This window comes from Solirubrobacter phytolaccae (assembly GCF_027587195.1).
Taxonomy (GTDB): Bacteria; Actinomycetota; Thermoleophilia; order Solirubrobacterales; family Solirubrobacteraceae; genus Solirubrobacter; species Solirubrobacter phytolaccae.
In genome coordinates, this window is record NZ_JAPDDP010000015.1 from 87,456 (window position 1) to 103,513 (window position 16,058).

13 protein-coding genes are annotated in these 16,058 nt (G+C 69.3%); 6 read left to right on the plus strand and 7 right to left on the minus strand.

The window, feature by feature from the left end; translation table 11 throughout:
• Positions 1-18 precede the first annotated feature (18 nt).
• The 3 genes from OJ997_RS10625 to OJ997_RS10635 all read right to left on the minus strand — a co-directional run bounded on the left by OJ997_RS10625 (position 19) and on the right by OJ997_RS10635 (position 2,653).
• Complete coding sequence (locus OJ997_RS10625) at positions 19-279, minus strand: RsiG family protein (protein WP_121256364.1); 261 nt, start codon at positions 277-279, stop codon at positions 19-21.
• Positions 280-341: 62 nt separating this feature from the next.
• Positions 342-980, minus strand: coding sequence for a CDP-alcohol phosphatidyltransferase family protein (locus tag OJ997_RS10630; protein ID WP_270025065.1), 639 nt, complete (start codon positions 978-980; stop codon positions 342-344).
• The gene (locus OJ997_RS10635) at positions 962-2,653 is read right to left on the minus strand and encodes a proline--tRNA ligase (RefSeq protein WP_270025066.1); all 1,692 of its coding nucleotides are present in this window, start codon (positions 2,651-2,653) and stop codon (positions 962-964) included. The genes OJ997_RS10630 and OJ997_RS10635 overlap by 19 nt, the downstream gene beginning before the upstream one ends.
• 101 nt (positions 2,654-2,754) lie before the next feature.
• Between OJ997_RS10635 and OJ997_RS10640 the strand changes: the two genes are divergently transcribed.
• The 4 genes from OJ997_RS10640 to OJ997_RS10655 all read left to right on the plus strand — a co-directional run bounded on the left by OJ997_RS10640 (position 2,755) and on the right by OJ997_RS10655 (position 7,267).
• A complete protein-coding gene (locus tag OJ997_RS10640; RefSeq protein ID WP_270025067.1) occupies positions 2,755-3,360 on the plus strand; it encodes a superoxide dismutase in 606 nt (201 codons plus the stop codon).
• 108 nt (positions 3,361-3,468) lie between these two features.
• Positions 3,469-4,995 carry a cellulase family glycosylhydrolase gene (locus OJ997_RS10645; protein ID WP_270025068.1) on the plus strand — a complete coding sequence of 509 codons (1,527 nt, stop codon included), beginning with the start codon at positions 3,469-3,471 and terminating at the stop codon, positions 4,993-4,995.
• Positions 4,992-6,509, plus strand: a complete 1,518-nt coding sequence (locus OJ997_RS10650; RefSeq protein ID WP_270025069.1) for a glycoside hydrolase family 5 protein — start codon at positions 4,992-4,994, stop codon at positions 6,507-6,509. The genes OJ997_RS10645 and OJ997_RS10650 overlap by 4 nt, the downstream gene beginning before the upstream one ends.
• Positions 6,506-7,267, plus strand: a complete 762-nt coding sequence (locus OJ997_RS10655; protein WP_270025070.1) for a class I SAM-dependent methyltransferase — start codon at positions 6,506-6,508, stop codon at positions 7,265-7,267. The genes OJ997_RS10650 and OJ997_RS10655 overlap by 4 nt, the downstream gene beginning before the upstream one ends.
• A 430-nt stretch (positions 7,268-7,697) precedes the next feature.
• On the opposite strand, the gene ispG is transcribed toward OJ997_RS10655, so the two are convergent.
• Positions 7,698-8,939 carry a flavodoxin-dependent (E)-4-hydroxy-3-methylbut-2-enyl-diphosphate synthase gene (gene ispG / locus OJ997_RS10660; protein ID WP_270025071.1) on the minus strand — a complete coding sequence of 414 codons (1,242 nt, stop codon included), beginning with the start codon at positions 8,937-8,939 and terminating at the stop codon, positions 7,698-7,700.
• Between the two features lie 88 nt (positions 8,940-9,027).
• On the opposite strand from ispG, the gene OJ997_RS10665 reads away from it, so the two are divergent.
• A complete protein-coding gene (locus OJ997_RS10665) occupies positions 9,028-10,440 on the plus strand; it encodes a DHA2 family efflux MFS transporter permease subunit (protein ID WP_270025072.1) in 1,413 nt (470 codons plus the stop codon).
• Entirely contained in the window at positions 10,437-10,865 is a 429-nt protein-coding gene (locus tag OJ997_RS10670) for a MarR family transcriptional regulator (RefSeq protein WP_270025073.1), read from the plus strand. Before OJ997_RS10665 ends, OJ997_RS10670 begins: the two co-directional genes overlap by 4 nt.
• Positions 10,866-10,987: 122 nt before the next feature.
• Here the strand turns inward: OJ997_RS10670 and OJ997_RS10675 are convergent, their stop codons facing one another.
• The 3 genes from OJ997_RS10675 to OJ997_RS10685 all read right to left on the minus strand — a co-directional run bounded on the left by OJ997_RS10675 (position 10,988) and on the right by OJ997_RS10685 (position 15,991).
• A complete protein-coding gene (locus OJ997_RS10675; RefSeq protein ID WP_270025074.1) occupies positions 10,988-13,144 on the minus strand; it encodes a methyl-accepting chemotaxis protein in 2,157 nt (718 codons plus the stop codon).
• Positions 13,145-13,246: 102 nt separating this feature from the next.
• The gene (locus tag OJ997_RS10680; protein ID WP_270025075.1) at positions 13,247-14,908 is read right to left on the minus strand and encodes an AMP-dependent synthetase/ligase; all 1,662 of its coding nucleotides are present in this window, start codon (positions 14,906-14,908) and stop codon (positions 13,247-13,249) included.
• Positions 14,909-14,917: 9 nt separating this feature from the next.
• The gene (locus OJ997_RS10685; protein WP_270025076.1) at positions 14,918-15,991 is read right to left on the minus strand and encodes a M50 family metallopeptidase; all 1,074 of its coding nucleotides are present in this window, start codon (positions 15,989-15,991) and stop codon (positions 14,918-14,920) included.
• Positions 15,992-16,058 lie beyond the last annotated feature (67 nt).

Genomic DNA, 16,058 nt, shown 5'->3' on the forward strand with positions numbered 1-16,058 from the left:
CGGGCCTCCCCGTGCGGGTTAGATCGTGTCGTCGCCGGCGCCCGAAGCGCGACCGGCGAGAATGTCGGTCAAGCGCTGGACGTCAGCACCGGAGATGACTTCCTCGCCGCCCTCGTGCTTCTTGCGGAGGCGATTCACCAGTTCGGCACGGAGGATGTCGATCTTGCCGTGCAGGATGCGACGGCGATAGGACACCTCCTGCTCTTCGTCAGTGAGCTGCTGGATGAGGTCCTTGAGCTCCTGGTCGGAGAGTGAACCGAGATCGGGGAAGGTGTCCATCTGTGAGCGAGTCCTCTCCTCTGGGCGACGAGACGGAAGGGGAAGCATAGCGTTCGTAAAGCTCAACTAGAGCCTTGGCCTCGCGCCATGCGGCGACCATCACGAACGTACTGCACGGTTGAGCCGAGTACCAGCACCAACCCGACATAAAGGCACGCTAGCGCGAGCCAATCCACATTGCACAGCGCGAAGAACAACGCGCTGAAGACGGGCCACACGCCCCATCGGCCGAGCCAGTTGATCTTGAGATCGACCTTGCGATGAAGCGCGTAACGGGCCAGCCCGACCATGAACAGCTCCCGGGCCGCCAGGATGGCGAGCGCCCAGCGCGGCAGCAGGTCGAACTTCCAGCACACGATGACGCCCGCGATCACGAGCATCCGGTCCACGAGCGGGTCCAGGATCGCACCCATCCGCGAGTACTGGCCGGTGACCCGGGCGGCGATGCCGTCCAGGTAGTCGCTCCAGCCGATCACCGCGAACAGGACGGCCGGAAGCGCGTCCGTGCCCGACTCCGACTGCAACGCGAGCACCAGGAACACCGGCACCATGAGCAGGCGGACGTAGCCGATCGCGTTCGGGATCGTCCACGGGCGCAGCGGCGCGCCGGCCACCGTCTCCGGCGGCGGCGGGCCCGAGCGATCGAGCCCGGACAGCCGCCGGAAGGTGAGCTTGGCCTTTTCTACGGAAGTGTCTTCCACAGCTCGTACGCGGCCTCAGCCGCGCCCTCGAGCGGGACGGAGCGGGTCTCGCGGCCACGCCGGACCTGGGCCTCGACCTCGCCGGCCTCGATCGTGCGCCGGCCGACCGTGAGCCGCAGCGGGCAGCCGACCAGCTCGGCGTCGGCGAACTTCGCGCCGGGACCGCCGTCACGATCGTCGTAGACGACGTCCAGGCCGAGCGCCCGCAGCTCCTCGTAGAGCTTCTCCGCGAGCGCGTGCTCGTCCGTGCCCGCCTTGCCGAGGCCGACGAGGTGCACGTCGAACGGCGACAGCGAACGCGGCCAGGAGATGCCCTTCTCGTCGGCGAACTGCTCGACCGCGGCGGCGCAGATGCGCGCCGGGCCGATGCCGTAAGAGCCCATCCAGACCGGCTTGGAGTTGCCGTCCTCGTCGAGGAAGGTCGCGCCGAGCGGGACGGAGTAGCGGGTGCCGAGCTTGAAGATGTTGCCGATCTCGATCGCGGGCTCGATCCGGATCTCGTGGCCGTCGACGGTGTCCCCCGCCTCGACGTTGCGCACGTCGACCAGCGTCGACTCGAAGTCGCGCTTGGGGTTGACGCCACGCACGTGCTTGTCCGCCTCGTTCGCGCCGGCGATGTAGGAGTCGCCGTCCAGCGCGGAGTCGAGCAGGATCGGCACGCCGGACACGCCGACCGGGCCGATGTAGCCGGCCGGGCCGATCCTGTCCGCGAACTCGGCCTCGTGGGCCGGGCGGAACGCCGCGCCGAGCGCGTTGCCGAGCTTGATCTCGTTGACGCGATGGTCGCCGCGGACGAGCACGAGCCGCAGCTCGTCCTCGCCGACGATGATCGGGAACGCCTTGATCAGCGCGCCCGCGGGCACGCCCGCCAGCTGCGACACGGCCTCGATCGTGGTCGCGCCCGGCGTCTCGAACACCTCGGGCGCGTCCAGCGCGGCCGGCAGCTCCACGGGCTTCGGGGTGGCGGCCGCCACCTCGACGTTGGCCGCGTAGCCCGGCGCGAGCGCGACGTCGTTCTCGCCCGCGGGACACGGCGCCATGTACTCGTGGGCGCCGGTGCCGCCCATCATGCCGACGTCCGAGTCCACCCGGTACCACTCGAGCCCGCAGCGGTCGAAGATCTTGTCGTAGGCCTCGCGGTGCTTCTCGTAGCCCACGTCCAGGCCCGCGGCGTCGCGGTCGAACGTGTACGAGTCCTTCATGATGAACTCGCGGGTCCGGAGCACGCCGGCGCGCGGACGCGGCTCGTCGCGCTCCTTGACCTGGAAGTGGTAGAGGATCTGCGGCAGGTCGCGGTAGGACCGCACGACCTGGGCCACGTGCGTGGTGACGATCTCCTCGTGCGTCATCGCCAGCACCATGTCCGCGCCGCGGCGATCCTTCAGGCGGAACAGCTCGCCGCCGATCGCGTCGTAGCGGCCCGACTTCTGCCAGATCTCCGCCGGGTTCAGGACCGGCATCAGCATCTCCTGGGCGCCGATCGCGTCCAGCTCCTCGCGGATGATCTGAACGGCCTTCTGATGCGCGCGGTAGCCCGCCGGGAGCCAGCTCCACAGGCCGGCGCCGACCTGCCGGATCATGCCGGCACGGACGAGCAGCTTGTGCGAGAGCGCTTCCGCGTCGGCAGGCGGCTGCTTCTCGGTGGGAAGGAAGTACTGGCTCAGTCGGGTCATAGCGAGGCCCGAAGCCTAGTGCCCGGGGGTTACGGACCGGCGCTCGGTGATAGAACGCAGGGACCGACGCAGAGTTCGAACCCGCCGGGAGGCATGTCCCAATGGCTTACGAAGTTCCCGCACTGCCCTACGCGTACGACGCGCTCGAGCCGCACATCGACAAAGAGACGATGACGGTGCACCACGACAAGCACCATCAGGCGTACGTCGACAAGGTCAACGCCGCGCTCGAAGGCACTGAGTGGGCCGACAAGCCGATCGAGGAAGTTCTCAAGAACCTCGATTCGCTGCCCGCCGACAAGCAGGCGGCCGTCCGCAACAACGGCGGCGGCCACTACAACCACGCGCTGTTCTGGGAGTGGCTCTCCCCGGACGGTGGCGGCGAGCCCACGGGCGAGCTGGCCGACGCGATCAACGCCGCCTTCGGGTCCTTCGACGACTTCAAGGCGAAGTTCAAGGACGCCGGCATCACCCAGTTCGGCTCCGGCTGGGCCTGGCTCGTCCACGACGGCTCCGGCCTCGCGGTCACCAAGACCCCGAACCAGGACACGCCGCTCTCGGCCGGCCAGACGCCGCTGCTGGGCGCCGACGTCTGGGAGCACGCGTACTACCTCAAGTACCAGAACAAGCGCCCGGACTACCTGGACGCCTTCTGGAACGTCGTGAACTGGGCCAAGGTCGCGGAGCTGTACGCCGCCGCCAAGTAAGAGGCGAGCCGCGCTAGCCGGCTAGCGCCGGCTGGCTTGGGTCGCGCGAATCGCTTCGCGATTGCTGCACCGCAACTCCCGTCCGGGCGGGGCGTTGGAATGTCTCTGATGAATGAGACGACCCGACGCCGCGCCCGGCGGCTGTTCGCCGTGGCCGCAGTGTGCACCGCTGCCCTGCCCGCGGCCCCCGCTCTGGCCGCCCCCGACCAGCTGTCCCTCATCGAGGATGAGAAGCTGATGCTCGAGTCGGGCCCGGAGGTCCAGGCCCAAGCCCTGGACGAGGCCAAGGCGCTCGGCGCTGATCTCATCCGCGCCAACGTGATCTGGGCTCGTGTTGCTCCTGCCTCGAACGCGACGAAGAAGCCGAAAGGGTTCAACGGCAAGAAACCCGAGTCCTACGGCGCCGCGTTCGCGATGCTCGACTCGTTCGTCGCCGGCGCCCAGGCGCGCGGCATGCAGGTGCTGCTGACGCCGACCGGCCCGATTCCCGCGTGGGCGTCCCGCTGCAAGGGCTCCGCCGCCGCGCGCAAGGTCTGCAAGCCCGACCCGAAGCTCTTCGGCGACTTCGTCCGCGCGCTCGGCACCAAGTACCCGACCGTCAAGTACTGGTCGATCTGGAACGAGCCGAACCTCGGCTCGTGGCTCTCGCCGCAGTACGAGGTCGTCGGTGGCGTCGCCGTCCAGCGGTCCGCGTCGCTGTACCGCTCGCTCGCGAAGGCGGCCATCTCCTCGCTGAGCGCGACCGGCCACAAGACCAAGACCGACCAGATCTGGCTCGGCGAGACCGCCCCGCTCGGTGACGACCCGTCCGGCTGCTCGGCCCAGCGCAAGCTGCGCGCGCCGAAGTCGTGCGCGTCGAAGATCAAGAAGACGTCGCCGTCGACGTTCCTGCGCGGCGTGTTCTGCCTCTCGACGTCCGGCGGCTCGCTGGGCGGCGTCGAGGCCACCGAGCAGGGCTGCAAGGGCTACAAGAAGCTCGGCGTCAACGGCTACGCGCATCACCCGTACACGCGTGGCGGCTCGCGGCCGCCGCTGTCGAAGACCAACGCCGGTGAGATCACGATCGGCACCTCCTCGCGCCTGACCAAGCTGCTCGACCAGGCCGGCAAGCGCAAGCGCATCCCGACCAAGCTCCCGGTGCACTACACCGAGCACGGCTGGCAGACCAACCCGCCCGGCGTCAACGACATCTTCGCGGTGACCGACGCCCAGCAGTCCGAGTACATCAACCAGTCCGACTGGATGGCGTACAACAACTCGCGCGTGAAGACGGTCGCGCAGTACAAGATCGTCGACGACCAGAGCATCGGCGCCGGCTTCCAGATGGGCCTGCGTCTCTTCTCGGGCGGGGCGCGCAAGCCGTCCTACGACGCCTACAAGCTGCCGATCTGGGTGTCCAAGAAGGGCGCCAACGTGACCGTGTATGGGCAGGTCCGCCCGGCCGACGCCGGAGCCGCCGGTACTGTGGAGGTCCAGAACGCGGCGGCCGGATCGTCGTCGTTCAAGACGGTGCAGAGCGTGCCGGTCACATCCGCGAACGGCACCTTCACCGTGGAACTGCCCGATTCGGGCGGTGTGTGGCGGCTGAGCTGGAACGGGATCACGTCCCGCCAGGCGGAGGTAGCGAGCAAGTGAAGCGTTTCGTAGTGGCCGCCGTGGCGGCGGTGTCCTTGGCGGCGGCGGGAGCACCCGCCGCGCACGCGGCCGATTTCGAGGTCGGCATGGAGGACGAGGGCCTGATCCTCTCCAACCAGCACCTCGCGCCCGCGGCCGTCGAGGCGTGGAAGAAGTTCGGCGTCGACGTCGTGCGCATCCACGCGCGCTGGTGGGAGATCGCGCCGGCCGACAGCTCGGCCAGCAAGCCCGCCGGGTTCGACGCCGGAAACCACCTCGATCCGCAGTACAACTGGGCCAAGTTGGACGCCGCGATCGCGATGGTCCGCGCCCAGAACATCCGCGTGATGCTCACGCTGACGGGTCCCGGCCCGCTGTGGTCGAGCTCGGAGCCGGCGAAGCGCAACCCGCGCTACAAGCCGGATCCGAAGGCGTTCGCGGACTTCTCGAAGGCCGCGGCGACGCGCTACAAGGCCGACGTGGACCGCTACCTGATCTGGAACGAGCCCAACCAGAAGGGCTGGCTCCAGCCGCAGTGGGAGCGGATCGGCGGCAAGTTCCAGCCGGTCTCCCCGCACATCTACCGGTCCCTGGTGCGCGCCGCGCAGCCCGTCGTCAAGGCCGCCGACCCCGGCGCCGAGATCGTGATCGGCGAGCTCGCGCCGGTCGGCAACAAGCCGATCAGCGTGGACACGCCGATGCGCCCGCTCGCGTTCCTGCGCTCGCTGGGCTGCGTCGACGACAACTACAAGACGGTCAAGTCCGGGCGCTGCAAGGGCTTCAAAGCGGCCAAGGGCGACACGCTCGGCTACCACCCGCATCCGCAGAAGTACGCGCCGGACCGCGCGAACCCGGACCAGGACGCCGCCCAGTTCGGCGACCTCAAGCGCCTGTTCACGGCGATCGACAAGCTCAAGGCCCGCAAGCGCCTCTCGGTCAGCAAGAACATCCACCTGACCGAGTTCGGCTACGAGACGTCGCCGCCGGATCCCGCCTCGGGCATTTCGACGACGCTGCAGACCAAGTACCTGCAGCAGGCGTCCTACATCGCCTGGGCGACCAAGCGCGTGCGCGGCCTGTCCTTCTACCAGTGGGACGACGAGCGCGTGCAGAACCTCGGGTCGGGCACGAAGCGCTACTCGGGTTGGCAGACCGGCCTGCGCTTCAACGACGGTCGCCCGAAGCCGGTGCTCTCGATCATGTCCTCGCCGTTCGTGATCGACCAGAAGGCCGGCGCGAAGTCCGGCCTGCTCTGGGGCCAGGTCCGCGCCGAGGCGCAGAGCCAGGTCCGGATCGAGGTGCGCGCCAAGGGCTCGGCGGAGTTCAAGGCCGTCACGACGCGCAACGCGGCCGCCGACGGCGTGTTCTCGTACCGCACCACGCTGCAGACGGGCGCGTCCTACCGTTATGTGTGGACGCCGAAGCCTTCGCTCCTGGACCCGAACCCGCAGCCGCGGACCTCGGGGATCATCGATCTGAGCAAGAAGGAAAAGAGCCAGTACAAGGCCGCTGCGGCGCTGACCACCACCTCATGAGCATCGAAGCGCGCCAAGACCCCACGGCCTTCTACACCGCCGGCTATTCGCTGGACGACCACGAGCGTCGTCTGAAGATGGGCCGGTGGCGGGCGATCGGCGCGCGTTCGAAGGCGGCCCACGCCGCTGAGCTGTGCGCCCGGGCGGACCTTTCCCCCGCCCGGGTGGTCGAGATCGGCTGCGGCGACGGCGCGCTCTTGAGCGCCCTGTCGGACCTGTGGCCGGCGAGCCGCTTCGACGGCTTCGAGCTCTCCGCGCCCGCGATCGAGATCGCCCGCGGGCGCGGCATCAGCCGTGTCGAGCGCCTCGAGGCCTACGACGGCGACCGCATCCCCGTCGAGGACAGCACGTACGATCTCGCGATCCTCTCGCACGTGCTCGAGCACGTGCCGGACCCCGAGCCCCTGCTGGCCGAGGCCGCGCGCGTGGCCAAGCACGTGCTCGTCGAGGTGCCGCTGGAGAACAACCGCTCCGCGGCCCGTCCGGCCAAGCGCGCCATCTCGGCCTCGATCGGCCATCTCCACGCTTTCGACCGCGCCTCCGTGCGGTCGCTGGCACGGCGTGCGGGCGTCAAGCCCGTCGCCGAGCTGGCCGACCCGCTGGGGCGCGAGCACCACGCGTTCTTCGCGGAGTCCGCGAAGTCACGCGTGGCCGCGGCCGCCAAGTGGGCGGTCCGCGCCGCGTCGCACCGCGCCCACGCGCCCAGCGCGGAGCGGATGTTCACGGTGCACTACGCGGTGCTGACCGAAGCCGCGTAGAGCGGCAACGGCACCGGCTGAGCACACCGTCGGGCGTCGCGTCAAGCAATTCATGCCCCGACGTTGGGGTTGACGACGCGGTCGTCAGGAATTGCTTGACCCGCCGCGGCCGGTGCGCTGATGGGCAGGTGAGGAGGGTTCCCCTCACTATGGAACGCGTTCGCGTTCCCCCGGGGCCATGGCTAAGGCCGATTTCGGAGGGGTGTGCCCGGAAAAGTCCGCGAGGCGGGAGTTTCCGGACACACCCCCTCGTCCAACCTGCGCGGGCTGGTCCTTCGTGATCGATCCGAGGTGAACGCATGTGCGTTCGCACAGTGAGGGGAACCCTCCTCACCTGCCCACATCACGCCCGCCGCGACGGGTCAAGCGGGCTCGCCGCGAAGCGCGAGTTTGCTTGACGCGGCGCCCGCGGGTGTGATCAGCCGTTGACTTACGCGCGGGTGAAGCGCCGACCCGCGACCGGGCTCAAAGCCTCGTCGATCGCGTCCGCGTCGGCCTTGGCCTTCTCCAGCTCCATCGCGGCGAGGCGCTCCGGCGTCATCGCCGTGGCGTCCTCTTCCTCGGCGAGCCAGGCGGCGGCCTCGGCGGCGGCGGTCGCGTCACGCGTGACCTGCTTGCCGGAGGCGTAGTACTTGTCGATCTCGGTGAAGAGCTCGTCGACGAGGTTCTCGGTGCGGACCTTCTTGATCGGCTCGCCCTTGGAGTAGATCATGCCCATGTCCTTGGCGCCGGTGATGCCGAAGTCGGCGTGGCGGGCCTCGCCGATGCCGTTGACGGCGCAGCCGAGGACGGAGACCTCGATCGGGTCGTCGTAGGCCTCCAGGCGGCGCTCGACCTCGGCGACGACCGAGTCCATGTCGAACTGGAGCCGACCGCACGTCGGGCAGGCGATGAGCACGGGCCCGCGCTCACGGAGCTTCAGCGCCTTGAGGATCTCCCAGGCGACCTTGACCTCTTCCTCGGCGTGGAAGGTGCTCAAGGAGATGCGGATCGTGTCGCCGATGCCGTCGGCCAGCAGCGTGCCCAGGCCGACTGCGCTCTTGAGGGAACCCGACCACTTGGTGCCGGCCTCGGTGATGCCGAGGTGCAGCGGGTAGTCGATGCGATCGCTCAGCAGGCGGTTGGCGGCGATCGTGTTCGGGACGGACGTCGACTTGAGCGAGACCTTGAAGTCCTCGAAGCGCAGGCGCTCCATCAAGCCGACGAACTCGACGGCGGCGGTGACGAGCGCCTCGACCGGGTTGGTCATCTCCAGGTCGTGCAGATGCTTGGGCAGCGAGCCGGAGTTCACGCCGATGCGCAGCGGCACGCCCGCGGCCTTGGCGCGGTCGGCGACCTCGGCGACCTTCTCTGGCCCGCCGATGTTGCCCGGGTTCAAGCGGATGCAGTGCGCACCGGCGTCGATCGCCTTCAGCGCCAGCGTGTGGTTGAAGTGGATGTCGGCGATGATCGGGATCGGCGACTCGCGCACGATCGTCTTCAGCGCCTCGACGTCCTTCTCACGCGGAACGGCGCAGCGCACGATGTCCGCGCCGGCGTCGGCGACGCGGCGGATCTGGTCCATCGTGGCCTGCAGGTTGGCCGTTTCGGTCTTGGTCATGGTCTGGACCGCGACCGGGGCGCCCCCGCCGATCTGGACACCACCGACGGTCACTGAGCGCTTGGAAGCCATTGCCGACGAGTTTAGAGGCCGGAGCGACGTTCAAGTGTAAACGTCTTGATTCCGAAAGGTTTTGTGGCTAATCTTTTGGAGACGAACTATGAACCTTGAACCTCATGTCAAGCGGATCGCGATCGCCGTCGTCCTCGGCTCGATCATGTCCGTGCTCTCCACCACCATCGTCAACGTCGCACTCGAGACGCTGGCGGTGAAGCTCGACTCGCCCCTGGATGAAGTCCAGTGGGTCGTCACGAGCTACATGCTCGCGCTCGCCGCGGTCATCCCCGTCTCCGGCTGGGCCGCCAACCGCTTCGGCGCCCGCCGCCTCTACGTCATCTCCCTCGTGCTCTTCACCGCGGGCTCCGCGCTCTGCGGCCTGGCCTGGAACCTCGAGACGCTGATCGGCGCGCGCGTCCTCCAGGGCCTCGCGGGCGGCCTGCTCGTCCCGATCGGCCAGATGGTCCTCGTCCGTGCCGCCGGCCCCGGCAACATGGCGCGCGTGATGAGCGCGATCGGCGTCCCGATCATCCTCGCCCCCGTCTTCGGCCCCACGCTCGGCGGCTTGCTCGTCGAGCACATCAGCTGGCAGGCGATCTTCTTCGTGAACATCCCGGTCGGCATCGTCGCCGCGATCGCGTCGCTGCGCCTGCTGCCGCGCGACGAAGCGGCCCCCTCGACCGAGAAGCTCGACGCGATCGGCCTCGGGCTCGTCGCCACCGGCCTCGTCGGCCTCACCTACGGCCTCGCCGAGAGCGGCACCACCGGCTCGATGACCGCCCCCGCCGTGCTCATCCCGGCGCTCGGCGGCCTCGCGCTCGTCGCCACCTTCGTGATCCGCGCGCTGCACATCCCGAACCCGCTGCTCGACGTGCGCCTCTACGCCAACAAGGCCTTCGCCTCGGCGTCCGTCACGACCTTCGCCCTCGGCGCCGTGCTGTTCGGCGGCATGGTCCTGATGCCGCTCTACTTCCAGCTCGTCCGCGGCGAGGACGCCGTCACGACCGGCCTGCTGCTGATGCCGCAGGGCATCGGCGCCGCGCTCGCGATGGCGCTCTCCGGCCGCGTGACCGAGCGCCTCGGCGGCGGGCTCACCAGCGTCCTCGGCGCCGCGATCATGATCGTGGCCACACTTCCGTTCGTGCTGATCGACGAAGCCACGCCGCTCGTCTTCCTGGCCGCCGCCATGGTCGTGCGCGGGTTCGGCATCGGCATGTCGATGATGCCGGCGATGACCGCCGCCTACGCGACGCTCAAGCCCGAGCAGATCAAGGACGCCACGCCGCAGCTGAACGTCCTGCAGCGTGTCGGCGGGTCGATCGGCACCGCCATCCTCACCGTCGTGCTCCAGAACGGCTTCACGTCCAACTCGCCGTCCGTCATGGCCGGCAGCTTCGCCCACACGTTCTGGTGGGTGATCGGCATCGGCGTCGTCGCGCTGATCCCGACGCTCCTGCTCGCGTCGATCGAGCGCCGCCGCGTGACCGAGCGCGAGCCCGAGCTGGTGCTGGCGTGACCGACGAGGTGCGGGCCGCGATGAACGAGCTCTTCGCCGCGGAGCGCCGCCTGCGGGGTCGCGATCCGCACCGCGCCGGCGACCTGTCGGCCACCCAGGTGCGCGCCCTCTTCCAGCTCGAGCGCGGCGAGGCGTGCACCGCGGGCGAGCTGGCCAAGCGCGCCGACCTCTCCCCCGCCTCGATGACCGCGCTGCTCGACCAGCTCGAGCAGAGCGGAATCGTCGAGCGCCGGCGCAGCGAGAAGGACCGCCGGCAGGTGATCGTCTCCCTCACCGACGCCGGCCACGAGGTGCTCGCGGCCAAGCGCGCCCGGATCGAGGAACGCACGCGGGAAGTGCTCGGCGTCCACAACGACGAAGAGCTCGACGCAGCGGCGCGCGTGATGCGCTCCCTGGTCGAGCTCCTCGACAGCCTCGGAAAGTAGGGCCACCCCCACCTTCAGATGGGGGCCTCTACGCAGTCGATCGCGCGGACGGGGCGACAGACTGGAGATCCTCCGGCCGACCACGGCGTCATCGCGTGGTCGGCCGCTGAATCTTTCGGGGCTTAGGACAGGCGGAACGTGGCGACGAGCTGCTCGAGCTCGGCGGCCGTACCGGCCAGCTCCTGCGCCGACGCAGCAATCTCCTGCGTCGAAGCGCTGGTCTGCTGCGTCGAGGCGGAGACCTGCTCGCTCGAAGCGCTCGCGGACTCGGCGACCGTGGCGACGCCGACGACGTCGTCAGCGATCTGGTTCGCGTCCAGCGAGAGGGTCTCGACGGCGCCGGCGATGTCCGCGGCACGCGCCGTGACCTCGTCGACCGCCGCGCCGATGGCCTCGAACGCCGCGCGGGCGCGCTCGACCGTCTGCGTGCCACCCTCGGTGCGCTCGGCCGTGTCGGCCACCATCGCGACGACGTCGGTCGTCTCGCGCTGGATCTCGCTGATGAGGCCCGCGATCTCGCCGGCCGCGGACTGCGACTCCTCGGCCAGCTTGCGGACTTCCTCGGCCACGACGGCGAAGCCGCGGCCCTGCTCGCCGGCACGGGCGGCCTCGATCGCGGCGTTCAGCGCGAGCAGGTTGGTCTGCTCGGCCAGGCCGGTGATCGTGGTCACGATGCCGCCGATCTTCTCGGACTTGGCAGCGAGCGTCTCGATCGCGCCGGTCACGCCGGACGCGGACTCGGCCAGGCCGCTCATGGCGGCGGACGCCTCACCGGCGGCCACGAGGCCCTCGGTGGCCATGCCCTTGGCCTTCTCGGCCTCGCCGGCGGCCTCGTGGGCACGCTCGGCGCTGTCGCGGGCGGTGCCGGCGACGCGCTCGGCGGCCTCACGGACGGCTTCGACCTTCTGGACCTGCACGTTGGTGCCCTCGGCGACCTCGCCGATGGCGACCGCGATCTCCTGGATCGCGCGGCCGGCCTCGTCGGAGGTGCTGGCCATCTGGCGCGAGGCGTCGCTGACGCCCGTCGCCGTGCTGGTGACGCGACCGACGATCCCGCGGAGGTCCTCCACGAGGCGGTTGAAGGCGATCCCGAGGACGTCCTTCTCCGAACGCGGCTCGACGGACACCGTCAGGTCGCCGTCGGCGACGGCCTCGGCGGCGGTGGCCTTCTCACGCAGGTAGTCGACGGTGCGCTCGAACGAACCGGCCAGGCGGCCGATCTCGTCGTTGGTCTTGACGTCGATCTGGACGTCGACCTCGCCGTTGGCGACGCGCTCAGCGGCGTCGGTTACGGTGCGGATCGGCTTGGTGAGCAGGTTCGCGACGAACACGATCACGAGGCTGATGAGGATCAGGGCGATCACGCCGACGATGAGCAGCGTGTTCTGCAGGCTCTTGACGGGCGCGAGGACCTCGGACTGCGGGACGGCGGTCAGGAAGCTCCAGCCCGCGGCGTCGATCTTGTTCCAGGTCAGGACGATGTCCTTGCCCGTGAACGGGTCCTTGGTCTCGATCTGGCCGTCCTTGCCGGCGGCGATCGAGTCGGCGACCTGCTTGAGCTCCGGGTTGCCCGTGCTCTCGGCGAGCTGCGCGAGGCTGACCTTGCCGGTCTTGGTCTTATCCGGGCTGGAGAGCAGCACGCCCTTGCCGGACACGGCGTAGGCGTAGCCCGTGTCGTAGAACTTCATCTCCGACAGACCCTTGTCGATCAGCGCGAGCGTGTTGGCGGTGCCGGCGTAGCCGACGACCTTGCCGCCGCGCTCGACCGACGCCTGGTAGGTCACGTACATCGTGCCCTCGTAGGCGGCCGGCTCCTGAACGCCCGGCTTCGGGGCCTTCACGTACGCCTGCGCGCCCGTGACGCCGTCCTTGCTGGCCGTGACGGCGATGTTGCCCTTCTCGTCGAGCGCGACGCTCGGCTGGAACGACCCGTTGGGGAGCGTGGCCGGCTGGCCGACGGCCTTCGCGTCGCTGCCGAACGTGTTCGGGAGCAGGCCGCCGAAGACGGCCACGACGCTGTCCTTGCTCTTGGTCTCGAGCGCGGTGAGGCCGGCGATGGCGTCCGCGCGGCTGTTGCTGGTGGACAGGATCAGCGCGGCGCTGTTGGCGATGTTCTGGACACCGGCGATGGCGCCGTCGACGTTCGACGACTCGAGCGCCGTCGTCTTCTGCAGCTCGGCATAGGAGGACTTCTCCTGCGACGAGCCGGCCTTCGAGATGGCGATGAACGTCACGGCGGCAAGCGCGACGATGACGGGGACGAGGATCAGTGCCAGCATCTTGCTGCGCAGTGATCGAAGCTTGGGCATTGGGGGCGGTCTCTCCTTGAGGTTGCCTTGACGTGAGCTTGACCTCGGAGATCGGGAAACCGCCGCAAATCTTTAGCTGTACATCCCCTCGATGTGGAGGGAATACTTCTCATAAATCGGCCGCCGCTTGAGCTTCATCGTGGGGGTCAGCTCATCCCCACCGGGGAGCCAGTCACCCTCCAGAATCGTCCATTCCTTGATCTGCTCAGGGCGCGAAAGCGTTGAATTGGCACTCGCGACCGCTTCGCCCACGACCCGCTCGTGGTCGTCAACCGTCGCGGCGTAGTCCGGGTCGAGCACGAGCAGCGCGACGTTGTACGGACGGCCGTCGCCGACCACACAGGCCTGGCCGATGAGCGGCGACGCCCCTTTGAGCGCCGCTTCGATGTTCGCGGGCGACATGTTCTTGCCCGCGGCGTTGATGATCAGCTCCTTCTTGCGATCGACGATCGTGACGTACCCGTCCTCGTCGATGGTCGCGACGTCGCCCGTGTGCAGCCACCCGTCGTCGTCGAGCGCTTCGGCGGTCTTCTCGGGCAGATTGCGGTAGCCGACCATGACCACCTCTGAGCGCGCGAGCAGCTCCCCGTCCTCGGCCAGCTTGAGCTCCACGCCGGGCGACGGCAGGCCGACCGTGCCGATCTTGATCCGCTCCTCGGGGTTCGACGCGCCCGCGCCGCAGGTCTCGCTCATCCCCCAGATCTCGGCCAGCGGGACGCCGATGGCGTGGAAGAACACGAGCACCTCACGCGGCGTGGGTGCGGCGCCGACGTTCACGAGCTTCGCCTCGTCGAGCCCGATCGCGGCCCGCAGCGGCGCGAACAGCTGCTCCTCCCCCAGCTCGACCGCACTTTCGAGTGCGTCCGGCACCGGCTGCCCCGCCTGGCGGAGCTCCACGACCTGCTTCGCGGCCCCGAGCACCGTCTGCGCCTGCTCGTTCGCCGCCAGCTTCGCCTCGATGCCGGCTTTGAGCTTCTCCCACACGCGCGGGACCGCGAAGAACCAGGTCGGCTTGACCGCCGGCAGCCACTCGCCGATCCGGCGCGGGTCCGGGCACGTCGTGATCGTCATGCCGTAGACGATCGGGAGGTAGTGGTGCGCGGTGCGCTCGGCGACGTGCGCGCTCGGCAGCCACGAGATCACGCGCGAGCCGTCCGGGAAGCCGACGCGCTTCTCCACGGCGTCCACGGCCGCCATCTCGTTGCGGTGCGAGAGCTGGACGCCCTTCGGCGGGCCGGTCGTGCCGGACGTGTAGATGATCGTGAGGATGTCGTCGGGCTCGACCGCGCGCCAGTCGGGCTCGAAGCCCTCGACGAAGTGCTCCTCCCACTCGTCGACGACGATCACCTGGTCGACGAGCGGCCGCATGGCGTCCGCGAACGGCGCCTCGACCACGGCGACCTTCGCGCCCGCGTCGCCGACCACGTACGCGATCTGGTCCGGCGCCGACGTCAGGTAGATCGAGAACGGCGTCGCGCCGAGCATCGTGGCCGCCAGGTCGGCGACCACGAACTCCGGCCGGTTGGAGACCATCAGCGCGAGCGTGTCCCCGCGCCCGAGGCCGAGCTTGGCCAGCCCGCCGGCGAAGGCGTCGACCTTCGCCTGCAGCTCGGCCCACGTCCAGGCGACCTCGTCGTCCTTCGTGCGGACCGCGATCCGGTCCGCGTTGTCCTCGACCGTCAGCCGGAAGGCCTCGGCGATGGTCGGGGCGTTTACTGAGCGTCTCTCCCCCATGGGAGGACGCTATCGAATCCCGAAGCCGCCGTTCTGCAGTCGGTCGATGTCGTTCGTGAGGCCGATCACGAACAGCATGATCACCAGCGCGAAGCCGACGAAGCCGGCGCGCTCCATGACGGCGAACGGGATCGCCTTGCCGCGCACCTTCTCGGCGAGCGCCCAGAAGATGTGGCCGCCGTCGAGCGGCAGGAACGGGAACAGGTTGATGATGCCGAGGCTGAGCGAGATCAGGGCGAGGATCGTGAGCGTGAGGATCAGGTCGTCCTGCTCGATCGTCTGCCGCGTCTGCTCGTAGCCGCCGACGACGCTCCCGATCTCCTTGCGCTTCTCCGCCTTGAAGATCTGGGCGATGTGGCTGACCGTCGTCGAGGTCACGACCCACATCTGGTCGAGCGCGAGCCCGGGTGCGCGGCCGACGCCCACGTCGGTGCGCATCGCCTCCTGGTCGTACCCGAAGCCGAAGCGGTAGCGCGGCTCCTCGAGCTTGTTGTCGAGGAAGGTGTTGCCGCTGACGGTCAGCTCGCGGCCGTCACGCACCAGCGTGAACGAGACCGCGTCGCCCTTGTGGGCGCCGACGGCGTTCGTGACCTGGTCCAGCTGCGTGCCGGCGTCGCCCGTCAGGCGCTTGCCGTCGACGGCGATCACCTGGTCGCCCTCCAGCAGCTTGCCCTGGGCGGGCGTGCCGTTCTGGACCGCGCCGACCACGAGCGGGGGCTCGATCGGGCCGCGGAGCATGAACACGACGGCGAGGATGATGAACGCGAGCACGATGTTCACCAGCGGCCCGGCGCCGATCACGACGATCCGCTTCCACACCGGCTGGCGGTAGTAGGCGCGGTGAGCGTGCTCCGGCGAGATGTCCTCCGCCGGGTTCATGCCCGTGATCTTCACGTAGCCGCCGAGCGGGATCGAGCCGATCGCGTACTCGGTCTCGCCGCGCTTGTAGCGGGCGACGAGCGGCGGGAAGAAGAGGCTGAAGCGCTCGACGCGCATGCCGACGGCCTTGGCCGCGAAGAAGTGCCCCGCCTCGTGCAGGATGATCAGCACGGCAAAGCCGAGGAAGGCCAACAACCAGCTCATGGGCGAACCATCCGGGCAGCCGCTGACGCGGCGCCATCGGGGGTCGCTTGGAGCATCGCTTCGCGGA